This window comes from Rhizobium centroccidentale (assembly GCF_030182565.1).
In the GTDB taxonomy this organism is placed as follows: Bacteria; Pseudomonadota; Alphaproteobacteria; order Rhizobiales; family Rhizobiaceae; genus Rhizobium.
The window spans coordinates 119,148-143,889 of the sequence record NZ_JAQJCG010000001.1; the positions used below are offsets into that span (position 1 = coordinate 119,148).

The window sequence follows — 24,742 nt, forward strand, 5'->3', positions numbered from 1 at the left end:
GCTTTCGGGTATGGGCCTTGCCCGTTCTATCTCCAGCCTGCACAACTGGCTGTTAAAGATCGGTTAAGTTCCACAGGGCAATGGAAACAAACTTAACAGCTCAAGATTGGGCGTAGCATTTATCGGAACTCACTGATCTATTTCCAGGTCGGTAAGCTCCGGCTTGCGTGCCGCTGATCTGCACTTTTGCTATGAAGTCGACGAGTGCCGATATGGATTTTCCCGGCAGCTTCGGCAGTTGTAAGGATACTGCGATTTCACCCCCCTATTCATCATACCGAAGACACGCGATGACCAGATCAAAAAATTGACTGGCGCAACAGCGCTTTCTCCTTGCTACTCCTCGATAGTGAGCAAGTGCAACAAATTCATGATAGTTTCGATCCCCTGCTTGCCCGCAACGGTTGGCCTTGCCGGCAAGAAAAATAGTCAGCTTTTTGATGAACTCATACGCTTTCCAACCGCGCCGCTCAATACAGAATGCGTCACGCCATCGGCTGCGTATTCTCCCACTCGCTCGATCGGCAGGCGGAGATGATCCTATTGCAGCAGGATGGCGCGGAAGTCGTTGACATTCGTGCCGGTCGGACCGCTGACGAAGAGGTCATCGAGAGCTGCGAAGGCCGACCAGCTGTCGTTACGATCAAGGAATTCGGACGCATTTTTTTCGAGCTCGGCGAGCCGCGAAATTGTGGCGCCATCGGCAAAAGCGCCGGCATTGTCCTCGGAACCGTCGATACCGTCCGTGTCGGCGGCGAGCGCTGAAATGCCCTCCTGGCCGGAAATGGCGCAGGCGAAGGACAGGAGGAACTCGCTGTTGCGGCCACCTTTGCCCTTGCCCTTGATCGTTACCGTGGTTTCCCCGCCAGATAGAAGAAGCATGGGGTCTTGCGACGCCAGACCCCGCTGCAGGATCTTGGCTACGATCGCCGCATGCTGGCGACCGACCTCCGATGCTTCGCCCTCGATGGCATCGGACAGCACGATGGTCTCGACGCCGGCCTTGCGGGCGACATCGGCAGCGGCATCCAGTGCGATGGCCGCCGAAGCAACGAGCTTCACCTGGTTGCCGGCGAAACGAGGGTCTGAGGGTAGGGGTGGTTCGTCCCTGTCATCTTCGAGATGACGCATCACCGCGTCAGGCAAAACGAGACTATAATGTTCTATGATCGCAAGTGCATTGGCGCGGGTCGTCTCGTCGGGAATGGTCGGGCCGGAGGCGACCAGGGCGGGGTTGTCGCCGGGAATATCGGAAACGACGAGGGAGACGACCTTTGCCGGATGGGCAAGGGCCGCCAGCCGCCCTCCCTTGATGCGCGAGATCTGTTTGCGCACGGCATTCATAGCATCGATCGGCGCGCCGGAGGCAAGCAAGGCCCGATTGACGGCGATCTCATCGGCAAGCGTGAGATCGCCGGCCGGCGCCGGCAACAGTGCCGAGCCGCCGCCGCAAATAAGGGCGACGACCAGATCGTCTTCGTTAAGACCGCTGACAGCTGCCATCAACCGCTTCGCTGCGAGCCGTCCGCTTTCATCCGGGACAGGGTGAGCGGCTTCGAGAACTTCGATACGCTCGCAGGCAACGGCATAGCCGTAACGCGTAACAACGACACCGGAGAGCGGTGCATCCCAGAGACGCTCAAAGGCGCGTGCCATCTGTGCCGCCCCCTTGCCGGCACCGACCACCACCGTCCGACCCCTAGGCTTTTCCGGCAAATGAGCGGCCAGCGCCTTGTCCGGATCGGCGGCAGCGACCGCCGTATAGAACAGCTTTTCCAGAAAGGCGCGGGGATCGGCGATATCAGGCATCGGGTCTCTCACATCTTACGCGACGGGATGGTTCGCCATGCGCTCCAGCGCCTTGACGAGACCGGAATGATCAAGCCCGCTATCGCCATTGGCGGCGCATTGGTTGAAAAGCTCCTGCGTTGCCGCTGTGTTCGGCAGCGACACGCCAAGCGCCTTGGCACCCTGGAGCGCAAGGTTCAGATCCTTCTGATGCAGCGAGATGCGGAATCCCGGTTCGAAGGTGCGCTTGATCATCCGTTCGCCATGCACTTCGAGGATGCGCGAGGAGGCAAAGCCGCCCATGAGGGCCGAGCGCACGCGCGCCGGATCGGCACCGGCCTTGGAGGCGAAGACAAGTGCCTCGGACACGGCCTCGATCGTCAACGCGACGATGATCTGGTTGGCGACCTTGGTGACCTGGCCGTCGCCGCAATCACCGACGAGCGTGATATTCTTGCCCATCAGCTGGAAAAGCGGCAGCGCCCGCTCGAAGCTGGCTTCAGAACCGCCGGCCATGATGGAGAGCGAGGCGTTCTTAGCCCCGACTTCGCCACCGGAGACGGGCGCGTCCATATATTCGGCGCCGGTCTCGCGAACTCTCCTGGCGAACTCCTTGGTCTCGATCGGCGAGATCGAGCTCATGTCGATAACGAGTTTGCCTTTCGAAAGGCCGTAGGCAACGCCGTTCTCGCCGAAGAGTACATCCTTGACCTCGGGGGTATCCGGCAGCATCAGGATGATGATGTCGACGGTTTCGGCCAGCGCCTTCGGTGTTTCGACGAATTGCAGGCCGTTGTCGAGCAGCTCCTGGCGCGGTGGTATCGAAAACTTTGATGTGACGACGATGTGGCCGGCATTTTGCAGGTGGCGCGCCATGGGGGTTCCCATGATGCCGAGGCCGATGAATCCGATATGTGCCATGCTGTTTAGCTCCTGATATTGAGAATGGCGGCGCTTCCGGCGTGGCGGCCGGCTGCGGCAAACCAGCCGAGCCCCGCCGCAGTCGTGGTTCGCGGCTTGTATTCACAGCCGATCCAGCCGTCGTAGCCGAGCGCATCGAGCGTTTCGAAGATAAAGGGGTAGGCGATCTCGCCGGTGCCCGGTTCGTTGCGGCCGGGATTGTCGGCAAGCTGCACGTGGGCAATCTGCGCTTGATGCTTCTTGAAGGTGCCGATCAGCTCGCCCTCCGTACGTTGCTGATGATAGAGGTCGTACTGAATGAACAGGTTGTCGCTGCCGACTTCGGCGATGATCGAAGCGGCTTGGCCCGGCGTGTTAAGGTAGAACCCCGGAATGTCGAACCGGTTGATCGGCTCGATCAGCAGACGAATCCCGTGCTTGCCAAGCTCTTCCGCCGCATATTTGAGGCTGACGACGAAGGTTGTCCGCAGCACTTCATCGGGCATGCCGGCCGGCGCGATGCCTGAGAGGCAGTTGACCTGGCGGCAGCCGAGCGTCATCGCATAGTCGATCGCCGAGGCAACACCGCGGCGGAATTCGTCGATACGATCGGGCAGGATCGCGATCCCTCGCTCGCCGCCGGCCCAGTCGCCGGCGGGCAGGTTGTGCAGCACCTGGGTCAGGCCATGACGATCGAGTTCGGTGCGCAGCGCTTCCTTCGCAAAATCATAGGGAAACAGATATTCGACGCCCTCGAAGCCCGCCTTGGCGGCCAGCGCGAAGCGATCCAGAAACGGTGCCTCCGTGAAAAGCATGGTGAGATTGGCCGCGAACTTCGGCATGTTATTTCTCCTTCAGTCCAGCAGAGCAAGGATTGCGGTTGGGGCATCCTCGCCACGTTCGGCAAGCTCCTCGAACTCGACGACCGCATTGATGTCGGCGCCCATGGCGATATTGGTGACGCGCTCCAGGATGAACTCGATGACGACGGGAACCTGATGCTCCGCCATCAGCTGCTTTGCTGTCGTGAACGCTTCCTGGAATTCGTTCGGGCTGCGCACCCGGATCGCCTTGCAGCCAAGCCCTTCGGCAACGGCGACATGGTCGACGCCATAGCCAGGTTCGGTATTGTCCGTGGCATTGATGTTGTCGAAGGCGAGGCTGACCTCGAAATCCATGTTGAAGCCGCGCTGAGCCTGGCGGATGAGGCCGAGATAGGAATTGTTCACGACCACATGCAGATAAGGAAGCTTGTGCTGCGCCCCGACCGCAAGTTCCTCGATGAGGAACTGGAAGTCGTAGTCGCCCGATAGCGCAACGATCGAGCGATCCGGATCGGCGGCGCGCACGCCAAGGGCTGCGGGCAGGGTCCAGCCGAGCGGGCCGGCCTGGCCGCAATTGATCCAGTTGCGCGGCTTGTAGACATGCAGGAACTGTGCGCCGGCGATCTGGCTGAGCCCAATGGTCGAGACATAACAGGTATCGCGATCGAAGGCCTTGTTCATCTCCTCGTAGACGCGCTGCGGCTTCAATGGCGTCTGGTCGAAATGCGTCTTGCGCAGCATGGTGCGCTTGCGGTCGCGGCATTCCTCCGCCCAGGCCGACCAGTCGCGCAGCTTGCCTTCGGTCTTCCATTCCGTCGCAACGTCGAGGAAGAGCTTCAGCGCGGCACCGGCATCCGAGACGATACCGAAATCAGGAGCGAAGACACGGCCGATCTGGGTTGGCTCGATATCGACATGAACGAAGGTGCGACCCTCGGTGTAGGTCGAGACATTGCCGGTATGGCGGTTTGCCCAGCGATTGCCGATGCCGAGGACGAAATCGGAGGCAAGCAGCGTCGCATTGCCATAGCGATGCGAGGTCTGCAGCCCGCACATGCCGGCCATCAGCGGGTGGTCGTCCGGGATCGTGCCCCAGCCCATCAGCGTCGGAATGACCGGAATGCCGGTGATCTCGGCAAATTCCACCAGCAGGTCGGAAGCATCGGCATTGATGATGCCGCCGCCTGCGACGATCAACGGCCGCTCGGCCGCATTCAGCATGGCAAGCGCCTTTTCGGCCTGTGCCCGCGTCGCCGAGGGCTTATAGGGGGCGAGCGGCGCATAGGTTTCGATGTCGAACTCGATTTCTGCGAGCTGAACGTCAACGGGCAGATCGATGAGAACCGGGCCAGGGCGACCCGAGCGCATCGTATGGAATGCCTTCTGGAAGACGTAAGGGACGAGCGCCGGCTCCATGACGGTCACGGCCCATTTGGTAACCGGGGCCGCGATCTTGGCGATATCGACAGCCTGGAAATCCTCCTTGTCGAGGCGCGCGCGCGGCGCCTGGCCGGTGATGCAGAGGATCGGGATCGAATCGGCAGAGGCCGAATAAAGGCCGGTGATCATGTCGGTGCCTGCAGGCCCAGACGTTCCGATACACACACCGATATTGCCCGCGCGGGCACGGGTGTAGCCCTCGGCCATATGGCTTGCACCTTCGACATGACGGGCCAGCACATGGCGGATAGAGCCGCGCGCTTTCATCGCCGAGTAGAAGGGGTTGATCGCAGCACCGGGAACACCGAAGGCGCAATTGACGCCTTCCTTTTCCAGAACCAGCACTGCGGCATCGACTGCACGCATCTTCGCCATGGGATTTCCTCCGTTTCTGGATCGAAGGTACCGCATAGGTGAACGAGTGCAATCTTAAAATGGAAATCAATCCCATCATATGGAAATAAACATTTTCAACGAATCTGGAACAATCGAGGCTAAGCGGATATGTCATGAAGCCAATCATGGCGCGCTAGCTGCGCGGTGCGCCTTCAGTCAAAAGTGAGCGTCATGGCGGAAAATCGGGAAAAGACGAGGGGCAGACCAGGCCGGAAACCGGCGGAGAATGCTGCAGCCTCGTCCGTGCAGGTGCTCGATCGCAGCCTGAAGCTGCTGGAGCTGGTGGCCGAAGCCGATGGCGCGGTTCTGACCGATCTCGCCGACAGATCGGCCATGGCGCCCTCCACCGTTCACCGGCTGCTGACCTCTCTCGCCCAGCACGGTATGGTGGCGCATGACGATGAGACCGGCGCCTGGACGATCGGGGTGAAAGCCTTCGAGATCGGAACGGCCTACTTACGCTTCCGTAAGCTTAGCACAATCAGCCGGCCTTTCCTCAAGCAATTGATGGAGGATAGCGGCGAGACCGCCAATATCGCCATCGAGGAAGATGGCGACGTCGTCTTCATCTCCCAGGCGGAAAGCCATGCGCCGATGCGCGCCTTCTTCCGCCCGGGCCGGCGCGGGCCGATCCATGCTTCGGGTATCGGCAAGGCGATCCTTTCCACCTGGTCGGACAGCCAGATAGAGGCTTTGCTCAAAGGGCGGTCGTTGCAGCATTTCACCGATAAGACCCGCGATACGCTGCCCATGCTGCTCGCGGATATGGCCGAGATCCGTTTGCGCGGCTGGTCGATCGACGATGAGGAACATACGCTCGGCATGCGATGCGTGGCGGCGCCGATCTTCGATGAATATGGCGAGGCTGTTGCTGGCATCTCGATTTCAGGCCCGGCTGTGCGGCTGCCGGATGAAAGGGTTGCTGCGCTTGGTCCTGCTGTGCGGGCCGCGGCGGAAGAATTGACGAAGGCGATGGGCGGACGCTCGAAGCGGGCTTGAACGTCTTCGCCGCCGTCTCCTATTCGGAGACGACGGCGCTGCCGGTCCGCCACATTTATTGGTTAGGCGAGCTGCAATTGCTCGCGTACGATCGTGTCTGCTTTCTTGCCCTTGGTCTTCATCGCCTTGCCGGCGACATAGACTTCGGCAATGCAACGATCATCGCCCATGGTCTGCAGGATAAAGAGTTCCTCGGCCAGCGCCGTGGCGGTGCGCATGCGAAATTCCATCGCCGACCTGGCGCTGGAATCAAGCACGACGATATCGGCATCCGCACCCGCATGGAGCGAGCCGATCTTTGTTTCCAAACCGAGCGCCAGGGCGTTGCCGCGCGTCATGCGATAGAAGGAATTAAACGGCGTCAGCCGCTGTCCCTGCAGGTGCAGCACCTTGTAGGCCTCGTCCATCGTTTCCAGCATGGAGAAGCTGGTGCCGGCGCCGACATCCGTGGCAACCGACCAGCGCGCGCCAAGCCTGTCAAACTCCGCGGCGTTGAAGAGCCCGGAGCCGAGGAAGAGGTTGGAGGTGGGGCAGAAGACGCCGACCGCGCCAGTTTCGGCGAGCACCGCGACTTCCCGTTCGCTCATATGGATGCAATGGCCGAGCAGCATGCGGTCGTTGAGCAGGCCGTAACGGGCATAGATATCCGTATAGTCCTTCGCCTCGGGATAGAGAGAGGTGGCAAAGGCGATCTCATCGCGATTTTCGGAGAGGTGCGTCTGGACGTAGCAGTCCGGATGCTCGGCGACGAGTGCCTTGCTCATCTCCATCTGCTCAGGCGTCGAGGTGATGGCAAAGCGCGGGCTGATCGCATAGTGGCCGCGGCCGCGGCCATGCCATTTCTCGATCAGCCGCTTGGTCTCGTCGTAGCCGCGCTGCGGCGTATCGCGCAGTGCATCCGGCGCATTGCGATCCATCATGACCTTGCCGCCGATCATCAACATGCCGCGCGCTTCAGCGGCAGCAAAATACGCATCGACGCTTTCCGGGTGCACCGAACAATAGGCGACGGCCGTCGTCGTGCCGTTCGACAGGAGTTCGTCCATGAAGCGGTCGGCGACTTCGGCCGCATGGGCGGCGCGGGCGAACTTCTGCTCCTCGACGAAAATATAAGTATTCAGCCATTCGAGCAGCTGCGCGCCATAGGAGGCGATCGCCTGCGTCTGCGGGAAATGCAGGTGCGTGTCGATGAAGCCCGGCAGGATGAGGTTCGGGCGATGGTCCGCGATCCGGATACCGGCATTGGCCAGCTTGCGAATGTCGCCATAGGAGCCGATTTCCACGATCTTGCCATCGCGAACGAAGACAGCGCCGTCCTCGATATAGTGATAGGACGCGGCATCATCGATGCCTTGCGGCTCGGCAAGGAAGGTCAGCACTCGGCCACGGATCAGGATCTCACTCATTGGGTCTTCTCCCCATTGATGGCACTTTCGTACCAGGAGACGAGCAGGCGGCGCTCCTCGTCGGTAATGTGCGAGGCGTTGGCCGGCGGCATGGCGTGGCTGCGGCCGGCCTGCAGGTAGATCTCGCGCGCATGGGCGGCGATATCGCGATCGGTCTCGAACATCACCCCCTTCGGCGGAGCGAGGATGCCCTCCCAGCTCGGCTCCTTCGCATGGCACATGGAGCAGCGACCCATCACGGTATCGCGGACCTTTGGGAAATCCTGTGCCGTGATGAAGGGCTGCTGGATGGCAGAGACCTTCGTTGTGGGTTCGCCCGTCAAGATCTTCGGCACTGTGGAAAGCCACATGATGATGATGAACAGCACGACGGTGGCAAGCCAGGTCCAGGTCGGGTTGCCGGCATTGGCGTGGCGGGTGTTGAACCAGTGGCGGATTGTGACGCCCATCAGGAAGACGAGCGAGGCGATGATCCAGTTGAACTGCGTGCCGAAGGCCAGCGGATAGTGGTTCGACAGCATCAGAAACAGCACCGGCAGCGTCAGGTAGTTGTTGTGGGTTGACCGCTGTTTGGCGATCCTGCCGTATTTCGCATCTGGCGTACGCCCGGCAAGCAGGTCTGCGACGACGATCTTCTGGTTCGGAATGATGATGAAGAAGACGTTGGCCGACATGATCGTCGCGGTGAAGGCGCCGAGATGCAGGAAGGCGGCACGGCCGGTAAAGAGATGGGTATAGCCCCAGGCCACCGCCACCAGAATGAAATAGAGCGCCACCATCAGCCGCGTATTGTCGTTGCCGAAGGGCGATTTGCAGATCAGGTCGTATAGGAGCCAGCCACCGGCAATCGAGCAGAGCGAAATGGCGATCGCCACCGGCTTGGAGACGTCAAGCACCGCCGGATCGATCATGTAGAGGTCGGCGCCGGCATAATAGACGAGACAGAGCATGCCGAAGCCCGACAGCCAGGTGACGTAGCTTTCCCATTTGAACCAGACGAGGTGGTCCGGCATATTGGCCGGCGCCACGAGATACTTCTGGATATGGTAGAAGCCGCCGCCGTGGACCTGCCACTCCTCGCCATAGGCTCCCGGCGGCAGTGCCGGATGCTTTTTGAGGCCTAGGTCAAGTGCTACGAAATAGAATGACGAGCCAATCCAGGCGATGGCGGTAATGACGTGCAACCAGCGGACGGCAAAAGTCAGCCAGTCCCAGGCGATGGCATATTCATACATGGGAACTCCCTCCCGCTCTTCATGGGCCCGATCTCTATTGGGAGTGTTTGCCATTGCTCGATTTTCTCGAAAATCCCGGTTAATCCGCCAACACTTTCAAAAAAATCTATAAGATGACCCCTGGTTTGTTCCGCGTGCCGATGTGGTAGAAAGGTGCCATGTCCTATCTCGATAATGTCCGTGTCTTCGTTCGCGTGGTCGAACTTGGTACCCTTTCGGCGGCGGGGCGCGACCAGCGCGTCACGCCTGCGGTTGCGAGCAACCGCATCAAGGAACTCGAGCGCCATCTCGGCGTGCGCCTCTTCAACCGCACGACGCGTAAGCTGTCGCCGACCGAACATGGCCGCGTCTTCTACGAAAAGGCAGTGAAGATCATCGAGGCCGTCAATGAGGCGGAAGCGGCGATTGCCGATCTCTCACGCAATCCTAAGGGTTCGCTGAGGATCACTGCGCCGCTCGGCATCGGCCGTCGGCTGATCGCCTCGGGCATTCCGGAGTTTCATGACAAATATCCGGATATCGAGGTACGCGTCCGCCTGTCAGATCACAATGTCGATATCCTTGCCGAGGGTGTCGACGTCGCATTCAAGCTCGGCGTCTTGGAAGATTCCAACCTGCGCATGCGTGGCATCCTCAATTGCGAACGCGTGCTGTGCGCATCGCCAACCTATCTGGCGCAGCGTGGCGTGCCGCCGACCGCGGACGCTTTGATCGCCGACAAGCATGACTGTCTTCTGCTGCGCTATCCGGGATCGAAGGAATATTATTGGACACTGATGACGGCGGAAGGCCATCGCAAGTTCGAGGTCGCAGGCCCCTATGACAGCGACGACGGCGATGTGCTGACCCAATGGGCGCTGGAAGACCGGGGCATCATCAACAAGCCGCTGTTCGAGGTAAAGGGCTATCTGAAGGAAGGGCGATTGGTAGAGATCCTGAAGGAGAGCCCTCCGGCCCCGGTGCAGCTTGCGGCCATCTATCCGCACAAGCGTTTCCAGGATCCAAAGGTCCGGCTGATGATCGATTTCATGGCCGAGCGCTGTCAGCGGCTGATTGGCAAGCTGCTCGAGGACGAGCCGGCGGCTGCGGCCTCGTGATCCGAAGGCGACGGATTGATCTCCGCTTGAATTAAGCCAATAAAATCATATATGACTATCGGTGGTCATATGGAGAGGCGGCATGAAGGAAATCCAGCTCAAGGATGCAAAGGCGACGCTTTCCGCTGTAGTTGATCAAGCCGTGGCCGGCGAGCCGACGGTTATCACCCGCCATGGCCGCAAGGAAGCGGTGCTGGTTTCCTTCGAGGAATGGCAACGGGTTTCCAAGGTACCGGACTTCGCCGATCTGCTTTTGGCCTTCCCCGGCGAGCCGGCGGATATTCCCGAACGATCGCGAAAGCCCGCCCGTGCATCGCGTGAAGACGGCGTTTGATCTTGTATCTTCTGGATACCAATATCGTATCGGCCGATGCGCCGACCAAACGCCACGTCGGCGTCGACGAATTCACGGCCTGGCTGCGTGCGAATAGCGACCGGCTTTATCTTTCGGCCATCACCATCGCTGAGATTGAGGCCGGCATCGCCAGAGCGACAAGAATCGAGGCGACGACGAAAGCAGGGCACCTACGCCGCTGGCTCGCGGCGGTCGAACATTTCTATGCCGGCCGTATTCTGCCCTTCGGCATCGAAGAGGCGAGACATGCCGGCCCGATGCTTGATAAGGCGCGGGCTCACGACCCGGGTTTTGAAGACATTGCCATTGCCGCGACTGCCGTTGCACATGGCCTGACCGTTCTGACGGCCAATGAGCGTCATTTCGCGCCGCTTGGCGTGCCGTTCGCCAATCCCTTCAAGCAGTTGCCCGTTATCCGATAGCAGGTTTTGCTGTGGCCGGCTGGGCTGCAGCCGTCCAGGTCAGCGCCGCGGTCAGGATCTCTGCGGCCGCAAGCGTTGCGATAACCGTGGGACGCTTGTCTTTCACCGCCGTCCCGCCGATCGGGCATATCAGGCGATCGAAAAGCTCTGCCTGGCCGCTTTCGCGCGACAGCCAGTTGCGGAAGGTGGCGCGCTTGGTCTTGGAGCCGATCATGCCGACATAGGCGGCATCCGAACGCTTGAGCGCTTCTGCTGCAATCAGGAAATCGAGCGCGTGGTCATGGGTGAGGATGACGAAGCTGCTGCCGGCCGGCGCATCGCGCACGACAGCCTCGGGCATGGCCGTGAGACAGGTCTCGACGCCCGGCACGGTACTGGCGACGAGCTCTTCCTCTCGCGTATCGACAAGCACTACGCGCAACGGCGCTAGCGAAAGTGCCAGGGCGAGTGCATCACCGACATGGCCCGCTCCGAAAACATAGACATGCGGTCGCGCGGCCATTTCCCGGTCGCTGCGGGCGATGAGGTCGTTTACAAGGTCAGGATTGAGCGCTGTAAAGGCGAGGCCGACCCGACCGCCGCAGCATTGGCCGATCTCCGGACCGAGCGGTACGCTCATCGGCTCAGCCGCGAAACCCGAGCGTAACGCCCGACGCGCCTGATCGATCGCCATATATTCGAGTTGCCCGCCGCCGATCGTTGCAAAAATCGCTCGTTCGGACACCAGCATCCAGGCATCGGTATCGCGTGGCGCCGAACCTGCGACACCCGTGACCTCGACGAGCATCGACATCGGCTCCCGACGCAGGAAATCGCGGATGTCTTCGCGGGCAGGCATTACCTTCACTCCTTTTGCGCAGCCTTGAGGCGCTCGATTGCCATCAGCACCCGCTCGGGCGTTGCCGGCGCGTCGAGACGCGGGCAGATCTTGTGGTCGGCGACGCTCGCCACGGCATCCGATAGAGCGTGCAGAACGGCAAGGCCAAGCGGCAGCGGCGGCTCGCCGACCGCCTTGGATCGATGGATCGTCGGCTCATAGGCCTCCGACCAATCGGTCAGCGCTACATTGAAAATCTTCGGGCGGTCGGATGCAAGCGGGATCTTGTAGGTCGAGGGCGCATGAGTGCGCAGCCACCCCTTGTTATCCCACCAAAGCTCTTCCGTCGTCAGCCAGCCCATGCCCTGAATAAAGCCACCCTCGACCTGGCCGATATCGATGGCCTTGTTGAGCGAGCGGCCGGTATCGTGGAGGATATCTGTGCGTTCAACGACATATTCGCCCGTCAGCGTATCGATCGATACTTCCGAGCAGGCAGCACCATAGGCATAGTAGTAGAAGGCATGGCCGCGGCCGGCCTTGCGATCCCAATTGATCTTCGGCGTCTTGTAGAAGCCGGCGGCCGAAAGCTGGACCCGCGCCATATAGGCCTTCTTGATGAGCTCCGGGAAGGACATCTCGATGTCGCCGATGCGTACGCGGTTGGGCAGGAAGAGAACCTTATCACGCGGCACCTGATGGCTTTCCGCCGCAAAGGCGATCAGCCGGTCTTTGATCTGGCGCGCGGCGTTCTGCGCCGCCATGCCGTTCAGGTCCGCACCTGAGGAGGCCGCAGTCGGCGAGGTGTTGGGGACCTTGGCCGTCGTCGTTGCGGTGATCTTCACCCGGTCGAGATCGATCTGGAATTCCTCCGCCACGACCTGCGCCACCTTCAGATGCAGGCCTTGCCCCATCTCCGTGCCGCCATGATTCATGTGCACGGAACCGTCGCTATAGACATGCACCAGCGCGCCGGCCTGGTTCGATTCCGTCTTGGTGAAGGAAATGCCGAATTTCACCGGGGTCAGCGCGATGCCGCGCTTGACGATGCGGCTCTCCGCATTGAACTCGGCAATTGCCTTTCGGCGCCCGGCATAATCCGCGCTTTCCTCAAGCTCCGCGACGATGCGCTGGATGATGCAATCCTCGACCTTCTGGTGATAAGGGGTGAGGTTGCGTTCGCCTTGAACGCCCATCGCATCATAGAAATTCAGCTTGCGGATTTCGAGCGGATCCTTGCCGACGGCGAAGGCCACCTCGTCGATGACACGTTCGGCGCCGACCATGCCCTGCGGGCCACCGAAGCCGCGGAAGGCCGTGTTGGAAACCGTATTGGTATAAAGCGGCGCCGACTTCGCATGAATATGCGGGAAGAAATAGGCATTGTCGCAGTGAAACAGTGCGCGATCGCCGACGGGGCCTGAAAGGTCGGCAGAGAAGCCGGCGCGCAGCGCGAAGGTGTAGTCCACGGCGAGGATGCGGCCTTCATCGTCGAAGCCGACATCGTAATCGATGGCAAAATCATGCCGCTTGCCGGTCGCCACCATATCTTCGTCGCGGTCGAGCCGGACCTTGACGGCGCGCTTCAGCTTCTTGGCGGCGATCGCTGCAATGGCGGCGCACTGGTTCGCCTGGGTTTCCTTGCCACCGAAGCCGCCACCCATGCGCCGAACCTCGATCGTGACAGCATTGCTCGGCACGCCGAGGGCGTGAGCGACCATGTGCTGCGTCTCGCTCGGACCCTGCGTTGAGCAATAGACCACGACCTCGTCGTCTTCGCCGGGGACGGCAAGCGAGACCTGGCCTTCGAGATAGAAATGGTCCTGGCCGCCGAGCCGCATGCGGCCCGTCACGCGACGCGGAGCATTTGCAAGGGCAGACGCCGCGTCGCCTCGCTTCAGCGTCAGCGGCGTGACGACCTGCCTATGGGTGGAAACATCGAGATCCCAGATGTCGATATCAGCAGGCAATTCCTCGTACTCGATCTTTGCCAGCCTTGCGGCGCGGCGAGCCTGCTCGCGTGTTTCGGCGATCACGCAGAAAATCGGCTGGCCGTGAAACTCGACCTTGCCGGCGGCAAGCACCGGGTCGTCGTTCATGTAGGAGGGAGAGATGTCGTTGACGCCAGGCACGTCCTCATGGGTGAGCACGGCGACGACGCCGGGAGCGGCCTGCACGGCTGAGAGATCGACGGATTTCAGGATGCCGTGCGCGACGGTGGACAGGCCGAGACCGGCGTGAAGCGTACCGGTTGGTTCCGTTATGTCGTCGATATAAACGGCCGTACCGGAGACGTGCTTATGAGCGGAGTCATGACGAGGGCTGGTATGAACCCCGCCGACGATGGTTTCGGGCTTGAGATCGGAAGCGTGTTTGTTCATGGCTTATGCAGCCTCATATCTGGACACCTGAGCCGGTGCCACGCTGGAGGTCGTTTCCAGATAGAAACGCAAGAGAAGATTCTTCGCGGCGAGCGCCCGATACTCTGCCGTGGCGCGCATATCGGTCAGCGGCGCATAGTCCTCAGCGTATTTTTCCATCGCCGCTTCCACCGCTGCCTCGTTCCAAGGCTGTCCGAGCAGTGCTTTTTCAACTGTGAAGGCCCGTTTTGGCGTTGCCGCCATGCCGCCATAGGCGATCCGGATTTCTGCAACCGTCCCGTCGGCGGCAAGTGCCAGCCAGAAGGCGCCGAGCGTTGCGGTAATGTCCTCATCCCGACGCTTTGTCACCTTGTAGACCGCGAATTTCTCGTCTGCCGCTGGAACTGGAATATGCACTGCCTCGACGAACTCGCCCGGCTGGCGGTCCTGTTTGCCATAGGCAATGAAGAAGTCTTCAAGCGGGATGGTGCGCCGGACGGCGCCCTTGCGTAAGGTCAGCGATGCGTTGAGCGCGATCAAGGCCGGCGGCGTATCGCCGATCGGCGAACCGTTGGCGATATTGCCGCCGATCGTTCCCATATTGCGCACCTGCTGGCCGCCGATGCGGGTAATCAACGGCCCGAGCGCCGGGATATGTTGCGACAGCGTCGCGATCGCCTCCGAATAGGTGGCGCCGGCGCCGATGGTGACGAGCCCGTCTTTCACTGTGATTGATTTCAACTCCTGCAGCCCGGCAATGAAGATGACCGGCGTGATGTCGCGCATGTGCTTGGTGACCCAGAGGCCGACATCGGTGGAGCCGGCGACTACGGTTGCCGTCGGCGATGCCTCCAGAACCGAAGCGAAATCATCAAGGTTCGCCGGCACGATCAGGCGATGGCGACCCTCGCCGATTTCGACACGAGCACCATCGGCAAGAGCCTTCAGCCGCGCGATTATGGTGTCGCGCTCGACAAGCAGGGGATCGTTCTGCGTACCGCCATAGTTGGAGATTGCGCGGGCCGCGCGCAGGATCGGCTCATAGCCGGTGCAGCGACAGAGATTGCCCTGGAGCGCCGTTTCGATCTGCTGATCCGTCGGGTTCGGCGTCTGCATCCAAAGTCCGTAGAGCGACATGACGAAACCTGGCGTGCAGAAACCGCATTGCGAACCGTGAAAGTCGACCATCGCCTGCTGCACTGGATGTAGGTGCTCTTCGCTCGAGGCGAGATGCTCGACGGTGACGACATGGCAGCCGTCGAGGGAACCGAGGAAGCGGATGCAGGCGTTGACGCTCTCATAGAGGAGGCTGCCCGCAGGCATCAGCCGCCCTACAAGCACCGTGCAGGCGCCGCAGTCACCCTCGGCGCAGCCTTCCTTGGTGCCCTTCAGCGAGCGGGAGAGGCGCAGCCAGTCGAGCAGCGTCTGGTCCGGCGCGACGTCGTTAAGGACAATGTCCCGGCCGTTGAGAATGAAACGAAGTTCGGAGCGGATTCTTGCAGCGGTCATCGGTCAGCTCCCGCGATAGGTGGAGTAGCTGTAGGGCGAGAGGAGGAGCGGCACGTGGTAATGGGCGCCTACGTCGGCAAGACCGAAACGGATCGGGATGATGTCGAGAAACATCGGGCCATCCGATGTGCGGCCGAGATAGTCGCCGGCATGAAAGCGCAGCTCGTAGGTGCCGGCCTTCATGGTTTCGCCTGATAGCAGCGGCGCATCGCAGCGACCGTCGTCGTTGGTCTCGGTAGACTTCAGGAGGTGCAAAGCATCGCCCTCGATCCGGTAGAGTTCGATGCGCAGGCCCCGGGCGGGCTTGCCAAGCGCCGTATCCAATACATGGGTCGTGAGCCGTCCGGCTCCTGGCGAATGAGACTGCATATTCTTCTCCCGAACCTAGCGCTCCTGTCTCCACTATCCGCCAGGCCCATTCCCATGAAAAGCAGCTGTAACGTTCGAGACTTTCAAATTTTCCAGGGGGAATGGCGCGTGCGATTTGCGGTTAGACATTGGGTATCGAAAACGTTTGGAGGAACGTTTCATACGATGTCGCGGCGGGACCGATGAGCTCGGCCTGCGCACTTCGCATGCACCGAGCGGCGAAATGCGTGCCGATATTGCGATATGCATTTCATGAAAAGGCAGGTTTCCGACGGTCTCGCTGCATGGCGGAAGTGATGAGTGCGCCGATTTTCGGCTGGCCCTGATGGGTATCGGGTCGACGCGCTTGGCTGCAGAAACGCCTTGCCGCAGCTAGCGGGAAACCGATGTCGCGGTCTTCGCGATCATCATCGGCAGTGATCGACCATGGAAATAGCCGCCGCGTGCCGACTGTCGGAGTGCGAGCCGCGCTCCGGTCGATTTCCGCCGTCCGCACCGCGGGTCAGGCATCGAACTCACGCGAACATATCGTCGATCGAGGAAAAGGTGACTTCGGAGAATGGAAACGGGAGACCATGAATGAAAGTGATCGAAATTCAACCACTGACGAGAGCCGCATTCGCGCCTTTCGGCGATGTGATCGAAATGGAGGGTGCACACAGCTTTCCCATCAATGCCGGCAAATGCGTTCGCTACCATGACCTCGCAAAGGTCGAAGCGATCGGCGAGGAGGCACACACGATGATCAGCTGGCTGCGCGGCGAGCCCTATGCACTGCCGCTGGAACTGAAGATGGTCGAGCGGCATCCTCTGGGCAGCCAGGCCTTCGTTCCGCTGTCCAGCCATCCGTTCCTCGTCGTTGCGGCGCACCAGACTGACAATGGGCCGAGCGAGCCCGTGGCCTTCCGCACCAGGCCCGGACAGGGTGTCAACATCTGGCGGAATGTCTGGCACGGTATTCTGACGCCCCTCGACGGCCTCTCCGACTTCATCGTCGTCGATCGTGGCGGCAAGGGGATCAATCTCGAGGAGCATTTTTATAAAGAGACGTTTCTCATCCGCTGAAAGGAGCTGGGACCGGTTCAGATATTGGAAGGGGCGCTGCCATCGCAACGCCCCTTATTTGCTAGGGTAAATTCCCGTTTTCACCAGCCGGCAAATGCAGAAAGATCGGGTCGACTAAGAGAATGACCCGATCTTGCATTTATACCTGTGTCAATCCGCGAAGAAGGCGAAGCGCACGACAAACAGGGCGGCGACAATCTGCGTTGCCGGATGCAGCATCGACCAACGGCCGGTGAAGACCTTCACGGCGACATAGGTGATGAAGCCGAAGGCAAGGCCGTTGGCGATCGAGTAAGTGAAGGGCATGGCAAGCGCGGTGATTGCCGCCGGTGCGGCTTCGGTCAGGTCATCCCATTCGATCTCGGTCAGCTCGCGCATCATCAGGCCGGCGACATAGAGCAGCGCTGGGGCCGTCGCATAGGCAGGAACGGAGGCTGCGAGCGGCGAGAAGAAGAGAGCTGCGATGAAGAGGGCGGCGATGGCGATCGCGGTCAGGCCCGTACGGCCGCCGGCCTGGACGCCGGAAGCGCTTTCCACGAAGGCTGTCGTGCTGCTGGTGCCCATCAGCGAGCCGGCGACGATGGCGGCGCTATCGGCGAGCAAAGCCCTGCTCAAGCGGTTCGGCTTTCCGTCCTGGATCAGGTTCGCCCGCTTGGCGATACCGATCAGCGTCCCGGTGGCGTCGAAGACTTCGACTAGCACGAAGACGAGGATGATATGAACCAGACCGCCATGGAGAGCGCCGACGATGTCGAGCTGCAGGAAGGTCGGCATGATGGATGGTGGTGCCGAAACGATGCCATGAAACTCGCTGACGCCGAAGATCCAGGAGAGGATGGTAACGCTGAGAATGCCGATGAGGATAGACCCCCTGACCTTCAGTGCGTCGAGAACGGCGATGACGAAGAAGCCGAAGATTGCGAGAAGTGGGCCGGTCTGCTTCAGGTCGCCGAGGCCGACGAGCGTTGCCTTGTTGGCGACGACGATGCCGGCGCTCTTCAGCGCGATGATCGCCAGGAAGAGGCCGATACCGGCAGCAATCGCGCTTCTGAGCGAATGCGGAATGCCGGCGATCAGCCAGCTGCGCACGCCTGTCACCGTCAATAGGACGAAGATGGAACCCGAAATGAAGACCGCGCCGAGCGCCTGCTGCCAGGTAAAGCCGAGAGCCGAAACCACGGTGAAAGCGAAGAAGGCATTGAGCCCCATGCCAGGTGCCATGCCGATCGGCCAATTGGCGACGAGGCCCATGACGATCGAACCGAGCGCGGCTGCAAGACAGGTGGCGACAAAGACCGCGTTGCGATCCATGCCGGTCGTCGACAGAATGTCGGGATTGACGAAGATGATATAGGACATCGTCAGGAACGTCGTCACGCCGGCGATGAGTTCGGTGCGCACGGACGTGCCGTGTTCACTCAATTTGAAAAGTCGTTCAAGCATTGTTCCTCCCTAAGCGTTCCCGACGCTCGTGAAATCATGGGGCTTGCCTCGCATCTCCTCCAGATGCGGGCCGCGAGAAGCGGCTTTCGACGCTTCGTGGCGAGGGGGGATTGTGCGCTTTTAATGGCTTTGCGCGCTAGAGCCGGATTTCCCCGCAATTCGCGAAAGACCTTCTAGATTTTCAAGCTATTTCGGCGCGAATTTCTTCTGAGTTGGGCGCCGTTATTGGGTGGCCGAAGCCATCGCTCTGTCCTCCGCAATCGCTCGATGCAGCTGAGGTAAGGAGATACGCATGATATCTATCGCGGCAAGGTGACAAAGCCAAACTATTTCCGTCGTATGGCCAAACCTGCCCATACGGCGGCAGTGGAGTGACGCGGCAAGCCTCCATATCTAAAATGGAGGCCGACCGAAATTGTAAGTTCCAATCCGAACGGAGCGCCTGATCATATTTGTCCGGCGCGATATTGATCGGCAATGTTCCTGCATGCGCGGATGGTCAGGGCCATCACGGTCAGCGTTGTGCCGGCAATGCCGCTGCCCGGAAAGGCGGAAGCATCCGTCACGAGCAAGTTGGGTATGTCCCAGCTCTGGTTATGGGCGTTGAGGACAGATTCCTGGCTCGATGTCCCCATGCGGGCACCGCCGGTTTCATGGATGGCGGCGCCCATGCACATGGTCTTGCGGAACCATGTGCGGAACATGAAACGGCTGAACGGATCGGCATTGGGAAAGGCACCCCGGCCCATTTCCCTAAGGCCAGTAGGCGAGCCGATGAATTCTAGTTCACCGCCGACGCCACGCACCATGTCGATCAGTACCTCTTCCTGCCGGCGCAGCAGGGTATGTTCCTCCTCGCCCATGGCGCATCGGATATGGGGGACAGGAATCCCCCAGGCATCCTTGCGCCCTGTATCGAGCGTGATGCGATTGTCGGCATAGGGCAGCATGCGGCCAAAGCCGAAGAAGGCCAGCCGCGAAGGCTCGTCATCCGGTGTCGGCGCTCGGCCGATGCTTCCCTGATAGTCGAAATCGTCGCGGCCTGCGTCGCCTTCTCCAAAGCGCGGCACGAAGATGCCGCCGGAGGGATTGTAGAAGGGGTCCACAGGCGCGGAATCGTCTGCCGCCCATCCCTTTGCCTTGGAGAAGGAGCCGAAGGCAAGGCATGGCAGCTGGTCCATGAAATAGCGCCCGAGTGCGCCCGAGCTGTTGCCAAGGCCATGTGGGTGGCGAGCGCTGGACGAATTGAGAAGCAGCCGCACGCTTTCGATCGGCGACGCCGAGAGCACGACGATGGCGGCGCGGGCGATTTCGACCTTGCCGGTCGCGCGCTCGATGAACTCGGCTCCCGTCGCCCGGCCGCCGGCATCGTCGGTGGTGATACGACGCACGATGGCATCATGGCGGATCGCCAGCCGCCCGGTCGCCAACGCCTCGCGCAGTGGCTTCGGCGTCCGTTCGGCATCGGGTGCGATATAGCGCCAGGAAACGACGTGACGCTTCGGCCAGCGTTCTTCGACTTCCGTCTTGAAGATTTCTTCGGCCGGCGTCAGCTTAGCCGGATGGGCATAGACACCGTCCGGCAATGTCTCTACGCCATCCTCGTTGCCATAAAGGCCAAGGCTCGTTTCGACCTCGGCATAAAAAGGCGCGAGCTCGTCATAGGAAACCGGCCAGTCGACGCCCTTGCCGGTCTTTGAGCGGATCTTGAAATCATCGTCGGTCCAGCGCAGCAGCACCCGGCCGAAACTGTGCAGGCGACCGCCGCCCTGGCGGCCGCGTATCCATAGGAACGGTGCATCCTTCGGCGTCGTATAGGGGTTCTTGCGATCGTTGACGAAGAAATGGCTGAAGCGCTCGGTAAAGAAGGCGGCGCGCGCCTGGATGGGCTGGCCGTTCAGCGTGGCGCGTGCGCGCTCCCAGATATTGATGCTGCTGGCCGGCGCCTTCTTGCGATCCGGGTCGAAATCTTTCTGGGTCACCGCCGGCCCCGCTTCGAGCAGCAATACGGACAACCCTTGGGCGGTCAATTCCTTGGCGGCGAAGGAGCCGGCGGCGCCGGAACCGATCACCAGCGCGTCATAGACAGTCTGAGACATAAATAATTTCCGTAAGCTGTAGAGGTGGTCTTAGAGGCGGGTGCCATCGGCGCCGAAGAGGGAGGCTTTGGCGATATCGAGGCCGGGCGTGATCGCCGTACCCGGCTGCAGGGCGGCATCTCCCATGATGCGATAGGAGAGGCTTTGGCCTCCCCAGTCGAACCACAGCACGGTGTCGGCGCCCATCGGTTCAACGACCGAGACGGTGCCGGGAATCGTAGGCCAACCCACGTCCGCGCCATTCGGCGCGATATGCTCCGGCCGGATGCCAAGCGTCGCGGGACCTGTCTTGGGGGCGCTGAGGAAAGAATAGCCCGCTAGATCGATGGCAAGCCCGTTGCTTTCGAAGACCGGTGCATTCGCCTTAAAAACAATTTCGCCCTCGATGAAGTTCATCGCCGGCGCGCCGATGAAGCCGGCAACGAAGAGATTGGTCGGGCGATGGTAGATTTCCGACGGGCTGGCGAGCTGCTGGATCACGCCGTCCTTCATGATGGCGATGCGATCGGCAAGGGTCAGTGCCTCGACCTGATCATGCGTGACATAGATCATCGTGTTGCCGAGGCTCTGATGCAGCTTCTTGATCTCGACGCGCAACTCGTTGCGCAGCTTGGCATCGAGATTGGAGAGCGGCTCGTCGAACAGGAAGACGTTGACCTCGCGCACAAGGGCGCGGCCGATTGCGACACGCTGGCGCTGGCCGCCCGACAGTTCCGAAGGCCGGCGATCGAGCAGCTTGTCGAGGTGCAGAAGCGAAGCCGTGCGGGCGATACGCGCCTCGATCTCGGCTTTGGGAAGACCCGCCACGCGCAGGCCGAAGGAGAGATTCTTGCGTACCGACATGCGGGGATAGAGCGCATAGGATTGGAAGACCATGGCGATGCCGCGATCCTTCGGTTCGGCCCAGGTGACGTTCTTGTCCGATATCCAGATTTCGCCGTCGCTGATGTCCTGCAGGCCGGCAATGGAGTTGAGCAGGGTCGATTTCCCGCAGCCGGATGGTCCGAGCAGCACGAGAAATTCGCGCGGAGCGATGTCGATCGACATCTTGTCGATGACGGTGTGATCGCCATAGGCGATCTTGAGGTCCTTGACCGAGACGGCAGGCTGCATGGCATTACCCCTTGACGGCGCCGGCAGCGACACCACGCAGGAACCAGCGGCCGGAGAAGAAATAGATGGCGAGCGGAACGACGGCGGTCAGAATGGTGGCGGCCATGTTCACATTGTAGGCGCGCTCGCCCATGGTGGTGTTGACGATGTTGTTGAGCTGCACCGTCATCGGCAGATTGTCGCGCCCGGCAAAGACCAGGCCGATCAGGAAGTCGTTCCAGATGCCGGTAAACTGGAAGATCGAGGCGACCACGATCATCGGAATAGACATCGGCAGCATGATCTCGAGGAAGATCCGCCAGAAGCCGGCGCCGTCGACGCGGGCTGCCTTGCAGAGCTCCTCGGGAATGGCGACGAAGTAGTTGCGAAACAGCAGCGTCACCAGCGGCAGGCCGAAGATCACGTGAACGAGGACCACGCCTGCCACCGAATTATAAAGGCTGAGATTGGCGAGCAGCCGCACCAGCGGATAGAGGAAGATCTGGTAGGGGATGAGGCCGCCGGCCATCAGAAGCCCGAACAGCAGGCTCGAGCCTCTCGGCCGCCAGAAGGAGAGGGCATAGCCATTGATCGCGCCGATAAAGACGGAGATAGCTACGGCCGGCACGGTGATCTTGACCGAATTCCAGAAGCCGATGCGCACGCCCAGGCATTGCGTGCCCATGCAGGCGCCCGACCAGGCCGTCTTCCAGGCGGTGAAGTCGATAGTGTCAGGCAAGGCGAAGATGCGGCCCTGGCGGATCTCTTCCATCGTCTTCAGCGAGGTGACCAGCATCGTATAGAGCGGCAGCAGGAAGAACAGCGCAGACAGGATAAGGAAGGCATAGAGCCCGACCTGGCCCGTCGTCAGCCGCGATGGCTTGCGGCCGCGGGGATGAAGAGCCGCCATCAATGTGCTCCCCTTCTGGCGCGCATGTGGAGCGCATAGCGAAATGGGGCGACGGCCATGACGACCGAAAGCACGAGCACGGTGGCGCCGGCACTTGCAAGGCCGAGGTTCTGGCGCTCGAAGAGATTGTCCATGATGAATTTTGCCGGCACTTCGGTCGAATTGCCGGGGCCGCCGCCGGTCTGCGCGACGATGAGGTCATAGGTCTTGATCACGCCCATGGAGAGCAGCATGCCCGACGCGGCAAGCGCCGGCCCAAGCTGCGGCAGGATGATCGAGGTATAGATGCGCCAGACCGGAATGCCGTCGATCTGAGCCGCTTTCCATTGTTCCTCGCCGATCCCGCGCATGCCTGACAGTGCGATGACCATGACGAGACCAGCACCCTGCCAGACACCGGCAAAGACCACCGTGTAGATCGCCATGTCGCGATTGACGATCCAGTCGAAGACGAAGCTTTGCCAGCCGAGCGCCCTGACGGTCGCCTGAATGCCGAAGGTCGGGTTCAGCATCCACTGCCAGATGAGGCCGGTGACCACGAAGGACATGGCATAGGGATAAAGAAAAATCGTGCGAAATACGCTTTCGAAGCGAACCTTGCGATCGAGCGCAGCGGCGAGCACGAAGCCGAGAGCAAGGCAGCCGGCGACATAGAGAACGCCGAAGATCAGCACATTTTCCAACGATGCCAGCCATCGCGATGTCCGAAACAGCTTGGCATATTGGGCAAAGCCGACATAGTTGGACGACGGGAAGATGGTCGAATCCGTGAAAGACAGGCGCACCGACCAGACCATGGTGCCGATATAGACGAAGATCGCGGCAATCCATGTCGGCAGCAGAGCAAAGGTCGCAGCAAGGGGACGTCTGCGCTTGGTTTGCATAGGCAAACTTTCTCGAAAGATGGGCGGAGCCGATCGACAATTCCAGCGATCGGCTCGCTGGAAGGTCTATTCGAAGATCGCGAAGAACTTCTCCGCGCCTGAGGCGCTGCCCTCGGACGGATTGGTCCAGAACTCGTCGACGAAGTCGTTGAGGGCGCCAGCCTGCTGCGGCGAAAGGATCAGAGCCTGATCCGGTACGATCTTGCCGGCACTCATCAGCTCAAGGCCTTTTTGCGCGCAGACGTCGAGCTTCGATTTGTCGACGTCGGTACGCATCGGCACCGAGCCCTTCTTCAGCGAGAATTCGACCTGCACGGCCGGATCCATGGCGACCTCGGCGAGCAGGACTTGCCCCTTTTGTGCGGCCGCGCCGGCGATTTTCGGGAAGGAGAAGGAGTCGGCGACATAAACCATGCCCGGCGATTGCGGCACAAGCATACAGCCATAGTCCTTGCCCAGCTCCTTGCCGGCGGCGACGAATTCGCCCTTGGCCCAGTCACCCATGAACTGCACGCCGGCTTTGCCGGTGATGACCATGGCAGTCGCGTCGTTCCAGTTGCGGCCCGCAGCACCCTCGTCGACATAGGCGCGGAGCTTGCCGAGAATATCGAGCGTCTTCTTCACGCCCGACGTCGAGGCGTCGCCCTTGTCCTTGTCGACATAGATCTTGAGGAAGCCGTCAATGCCGACCTGGGTCAGCAGGATCATGTTGAAGACCTTGGATTCTTGCCAGGATTGACCGCCCCAGGCGACGGGCTGAATGCCTGATGCCTTTAGCTTGTCGAGGGCCGAGAAGAATTCGTCCCAGCTCTTCGGTTCGTCGGTAAGGCCAGCCTTGGCAAAAGCATCCTTGGAATAGAACACCCAGCTCTCGCCATGGGCGCCGGTCGGAGAGAGATAGACCTTGCCGTCATAGGAGATGAGATCGTAGATTGATTTCGGCAGGACATCGGCCCATTTGCCGGCTTTCGCCACATCGTCGATCGGGTTCATAAGTCCCTGATTGACGAAATCGGTGTTGGCAAGGCCGAGCACGGCCTGCTTGGCAGTCGGCGGGTCGCCTGCGACCAGACGGTTCTGGAAAGCGGCATCGGCCGCTCCGAAACCGGCGATAGAGGAGTCTTTCCAGGTGCCGCCGCGCTTTTCGAACTCCTGTTTGACGACGCCGAGGGCTGCAGCTTCGCTGCCTGATGTCCAGGAGGTCATCACCTCGGCTTCCGGCTTATCTTCCGCATGGGCAGGAATGGAGGCCGCAAGGAGTGCGGCTCCCATCAATAGCAATTTCACTGTATCTTTCATCGTTCCACCTCTTCATGAAAGCCCTCTTGGCGG

General features: G+C 60.8%; 21 protein-coding genes. 5 read left to right on the forward strand and 16 right to left on the reverse strand.

The features are described from left to right. Nucleotides 1-540: 540 nt before the first annotated feature. Genes PH562_RS00565 through gcl form a run of 4 tightly spaced genes read right to left on the reverse strand, consistent with a single transcriptional unit; the run spans nt 541 to nt 5,327 of the window. A complete protein-coding gene (locus PH562_RS00565) occupies nt 541-1,809 on the reverse strand; it encodes a glycerate kinase type-2 family protein (RefSeq protein ID WP_285170879.1) in 1,269 nt (422 codons plus the stop codon). A gap of 15 nt (nt 1,810-1,824) precedes the next feature. Beyond that, nucleotides 1,825-2,709, reverse strand: a complete 885-nt coding sequence (gene glxR / locus PH562_RS00570) for a 2-hydroxy-3-oxopropionate reductase (RefSeq protein ID WP_285170881.1) — start codon at nt 2,707-2,709, stop codon at nt 1,825-1,827. Between the two features lie 5 nt (nt 2,710-2,714). Further along, nucleotides 2,715-3,530 (reverse strand): hydroxypyruvate isomerase, encoded by an 816-nt coding sequence (gene hyi / locus PH562_RS00575; protein WP_285170882.1) that lies wholly within the window; start codon nt 3,528-3,530, stop codon nt 2,715-2,717. Nucleotides 3,531-3,542: 12 nt separating this feature from the next. Next, a complete protein-coding gene (gcl, locus tag PH562_RS00580) occupies nt 3,543-5,327 on the reverse strand; it encodes a glyoxylate carboligase (RefSeq protein ID WP_285170884.1) in 1,785 nt (594 codons plus the stop codon). A 192-nt stretch (nt 5,328-5,519) separates the two neighbouring features. On the opposite strand from gcl, the gene bhcR reads away from it, so the two are divergent. Beyond that, nucleotides 5,520-6,347 (forward strand): HTH-type transcriptional regulator BhcR, encoded by an 828-nt coding sequence (gene bhcR, locus PH562_RS00585; RefSeq protein ID WP_285170885.1) that lies wholly within the window; start codon nt 5,520-5,522, stop codon nt 6,345-6,347. 62 nt (nt 6,348-6,409) lie between these two features. Here bhcR and guaD read toward each other — a convergent pair whose 3' ends face one another. Then, nucleotides 6,410-7,753 carry a guanine deaminase gene (guaD, locus tag PH562_RS00590; RefSeq protein WP_285170886.1) on the reverse strand — a complete coding sequence of 448 codons (1,344 nt, stop codon included), beginning with the start codon at nt 7,751-7,753 and terminating at the stop codon, nt 6,410-6,412. After that, on the reverse strand, nt 7,750-8,988 hold the full coding sequence (locus PH562_RS00595) for a urate hydroxylase PuuD (protein WP_285170888.1): 1,239 nt from the start codon (nt 8,986-8,988) through the stop codon (nt 7,750-7,752). Before PH562_RS00595 ends, guaD begins: the two co-directional genes overlap by 4 nt. Nucleotides 8,989-9,146: 158 nt before the next feature. On the opposite strand from PH562_RS00595, the gene PH562_RS00600 reads away from it, so the two are divergent. From PH562_RS00600 to PH562_RS00610, 3 genes are all read left to right on the forward strand, one after another. Further along, nucleotides 9,147-10,085, forward strand: a complete 939-nt coding sequence (locus PH562_RS00600; RefSeq protein ID WP_285170889.1) for a LysR family transcriptional regulator — start codon at nt 9,147-9,149, stop codon at nt 10,083-10,085. 82 nt (nt 10,086-10,167) lie between these two features. Next, on the forward strand, nt 10,168-10,419 hold the full coding sequence (locus PH562_RS00605; RefSeq protein WP_285170892.1) for a type II toxin-antitoxin system Phd/YefM family antitoxin: 252 nt from the start codon (nt 10,168-10,170) through the stop codon (nt 10,417-10,419). A gap of 2 nt (nt 10,420-10,421) precedes the next feature. Next, the gene (locus tag PH562_RS00610) at nt 10,422-10,862 is read left to right on the forward strand and encodes a type II toxin-antitoxin system VapC family toxin (RefSeq protein WP_285171164.1); all 441 of its coding nucleotides are present in this window, start codon (nt 10,422-10,424) and stop codon (nt 10,860-10,862) included. On the opposite strand, the gene xdhC is transcribed toward PH562_RS00610, so the two are convergent. Genes xdhC through uraH form a run of 4 tightly spaced genes read right to left on the reverse strand, consistent with a single transcriptional unit; the run spans nt 10,852 to nt 15,917 of the window. After that, entirely contained in the window at nt 10,852-11,700 is an 849-nt protein-coding gene (gene xdhC, locus PH562_RS00615) for a xanthine dehydrogenase accessory protein XdhC (protein ID WP_285170893.1), read from the reverse strand. The genes PH562_RS00610 and xdhC overlap by 11 nt on opposite strands. 5 nt (nt 11,701-11,705) lie before the next feature. Beyond that, entirely contained in the window at nt 11,706-14,060 is a 2,355-nt protein-coding gene (xdhB, locus tag PH562_RS00620) for a xanthine dehydrogenase molybdopterin binding subunit (RefSeq protein WP_285170894.1), read from the reverse strand. 3 nt (nt 14,061-14,063) lie between these two features. After that, nucleotides 14,064-15,548 (reverse strand): xanthine dehydrogenase small subunit, encoded by a 1,485-nt coding sequence (gene xdhA, locus PH562_RS00625; RefSeq protein WP_285170895.1) that lies wholly within the window; start codon nt 15,546-15,548, stop codon nt 14,064-14,066. A 3-nt stretch (nt 15,549-15,551) separates the two neighbouring features. Further along, nucleotides 15,552-15,917, reverse strand: a complete 366-nt coding sequence (uraH, locus tag PH562_RS00630) for a hydroxyisourate hydrolase (RefSeq protein ID WP_285170896.1) — start codon at nt 15,915-15,917, stop codon at nt 15,552-15,554. 579 nt (nt 15,918-16,496) lie between these two features. Between uraH and PH562_RS00635 the strand changes: the two genes are divergently transcribed. Next, a complete protein-coding gene (locus tag PH562_RS00635; RefSeq protein WP_285170898.1) occupies nt 16,497-16,982 on the forward strand; it encodes an ureidoglycolate lyase in 486 nt (161 codons plus the stop codon). Between the two features lie 150 nt (nt 16,983-17,132). Here PH562_RS00635 and PH562_RS00640 read toward each other — a convergent pair whose 3' ends face one another. From PH562_RS00640 to PH562_RS00665, 6 genes are all read right to left on the reverse strand, one after another. After that, nucleotides 17,133-18,425, reverse strand: coding sequence for an NCS2 family permease (locus PH562_RS00640; RefSeq protein WP_285170899.1), 1,293 nt, complete (start codon nt 18,423-18,425; stop codon nt 17,133-17,135). 446 nt (nt 18,426-18,871) lie between these two features. Further along, nucleotides 18,872-20,524 (reverse strand): GMC oxidoreductase, encoded by a 1,653-nt coding sequence (locus PH562_RS00645; RefSeq protein ID WP_285170900.1) that lies wholly within the window; start codon nt 20,522-20,524, stop codon nt 18,872-18,874. A 30-nt stretch (nt 20,525-20,554) separates the two neighbouring features. Continuing rightward, nucleotides 20,555-21,637 carry an ABC transporter ATP-binding protein gene (locus tag PH562_RS00650; RefSeq protein WP_285170902.1) on the reverse strand — a complete coding sequence of 361 codons (1,083 nt, stop codon included), beginning with the start codon at nt 21,635-21,637 and terminating at the stop codon, nt 20,555-20,557. Nucleotides 21,638-21,641: 4 nt separating this feature from the next. Next, nucleotides 21,642-22,526, reverse strand: a complete 885-nt coding sequence (locus PH562_RS00655) for a carbohydrate ABC transporter permease (protein WP_285170903.1) — start codon at nt 22,524-22,526, stop codon at nt 21,642-21,644. Next, the gene (locus PH562_RS00660; protein WP_285170905.1) at nt 22,526-23,410 is read right to left on the reverse strand and encodes a carbohydrate ABC transporter permease; all 885 of its coding nucleotides are present in this window, start codon (nt 23,408-23,410) and stop codon (nt 22,526-22,528) included. The genes PH562_RS00655 and PH562_RS00660 overlap by 1 nt, the downstream gene beginning before the upstream one ends. Nucleotides 23,411-23,476: 66 nt before the next feature. Then, complete coding sequence (locus PH562_RS00665; RefSeq protein ID WP_285170907.1) at nt 23,477-24,709, reverse strand: ABC transporter substrate-binding protein; 1,233 nt, start codon at nt 24,707-24,709, stop codon at nt 23,477-23,479. Nucleotides 24,710-24,742 lie beyond the last annotated feature (33 nt).

What these genes read in the sequence shown, in the direction of transcription:
- PH562_RS00565 (WP_285170879.1), bottom strand. Translation starts at nt 1,809, where the DNA reads ATGCCTGATATCGCCGATCCCCGCGCCTTTCTGGAAAAGCTGTTCTAT.
- glxR (WP_285170881.1), bottom strand. Translation starts at nt 2,709, where the DNA reads ATGGCACATATCGGATTCATCGGCCTCGGCATCATGGGAACCCCCATG.
- hyi (WP_285170882.1), bottom strand. Translation starts at nt 3,530, where the DNA reads ATGCCGAAGTTCGCGGCCAATCTCACCATGCTTTTCACGGAGGCACCG.
- gcl (WP_285170884.1), bottom strand. Translation starts at nt 5,327, where the DNA reads ATGGCGAAGATGCGTGCAGTCGATGCCGCAGTGCTGGTTCTGGAAAAG.
- bhcR (WP_285170885.1), top strand. Translation starts at nt 5,520, where the DNA reads ATGGCGGAAAATCGGGAAAAGACGAGGGGCAGACCAGGCCGGAAACCG.
- guaD (WP_285170886.1), bottom strand. Translation starts at nt 7,753, where the DNA reads ATGAGTGAGATCCTGATCCGTGGCCGAGTGCTGACCTTCCTTGCCGAG.
- PH562_RS00595 (WP_285170888.1), bottom strand. Translation starts at nt 8,988, where the DNA reads ATGTATGAATATGCCATCGCCTGGGACTGGCTGACTTTTGCCGTCCGC.
- PH562_RS00600 (WP_285170889.1), top strand. Translation starts at nt 9,147, where the DNA reads ATGTCCTATCTCGATAATGTCCGTGTCTTCGTTCGCGTGGTCGAACTT.
- PH562_RS00605 (WP_285170892.1), top strand. Translation starts at nt 10,168, where the DNA reads ATGAAGGAAATCCAGCTCAAGGATGCAAAGGCGACGCTTTCCGCTGTA.
- xdhC (WP_285170893.1), bottom strand. Translation starts at nt 11,700, where the DNA reads ATGCCTGCCCGCGAAGACATCCGCGATTTCCTGCGTCGGGAGCCGATG.
- xdhB (WP_285170894.1), bottom strand. Translation starts at nt 14,060, where the DNA reads ATGAACAAACACGCTTCCGATCTCAAGCCCGAAACCATCGTCGGCGGG.
- xdhA (WP_285170895.1), bottom strand. Translation starts at nt 15,548, where the DNA reads ATGACCGCTGCAAGAATCCGCTCCGAACTTCGTTTCATTCTCAACGGC.
- uraH (WP_285170896.1), bottom strand. Translation starts at nt 15,917, where the DNA reads ATGCAGTCTCATTCGCCAGGAGCCGGACGGCTCACGACCCATGTATTG.
- PH562_RS00635 (WP_285170898.1), top strand. Translation starts at nt 16,497, where the DNA reads ATGAAAGTGATCGAAATTCAACCACTGACGAGAGCCGCATTCGCGCCT.
- PH562_RS00640 (WP_285170899.1), bottom strand. Translation starts at nt 18,425, where the DNA reads ATGCTTGAACGACTTTTCAAATTGAGTGAACACGGCACGTCCGTGCGC.
- PH562_RS00645 (WP_285170900.1), bottom strand. Translation starts at nt 20,524, where the DNA reads ATGTCTCAGACTGTCTATGACGCGCTGGTGATCGGTTCCGGCGCCGCC.
- PH562_RS00650 (WP_285170902.1), bottom strand. Translation starts at nt 21,637, where the DNA reads ATGCAGCCTGCCGTCTCGGTCAAGGACCTCAAGATCGCCTATGGCGAT.
- PH562_RS00655 (WP_285170903.1), bottom strand. Translation starts at nt 22,526, where the DNA reads ATGGCGGCTCTTCATCCCCGCGGCCGCAAGCCATCGCGGCTGACGACG.
- PH562_RS00660 (WP_285170905.1), bottom strand. Translation starts at nt 23,410, where the DNA reads ATGCAAACCAAGCGCAGACGTCCCCTTGCTGCGACCTTTGCTCTGCTG.
- PH562_RS00665 (WP_285170907.1), bottom strand. Translation starts at nt 24,709, where the DNA reads ATGAAAGATACAGTGAAATTGCTATTGATGGGAGCCGCACTCCTTGCG.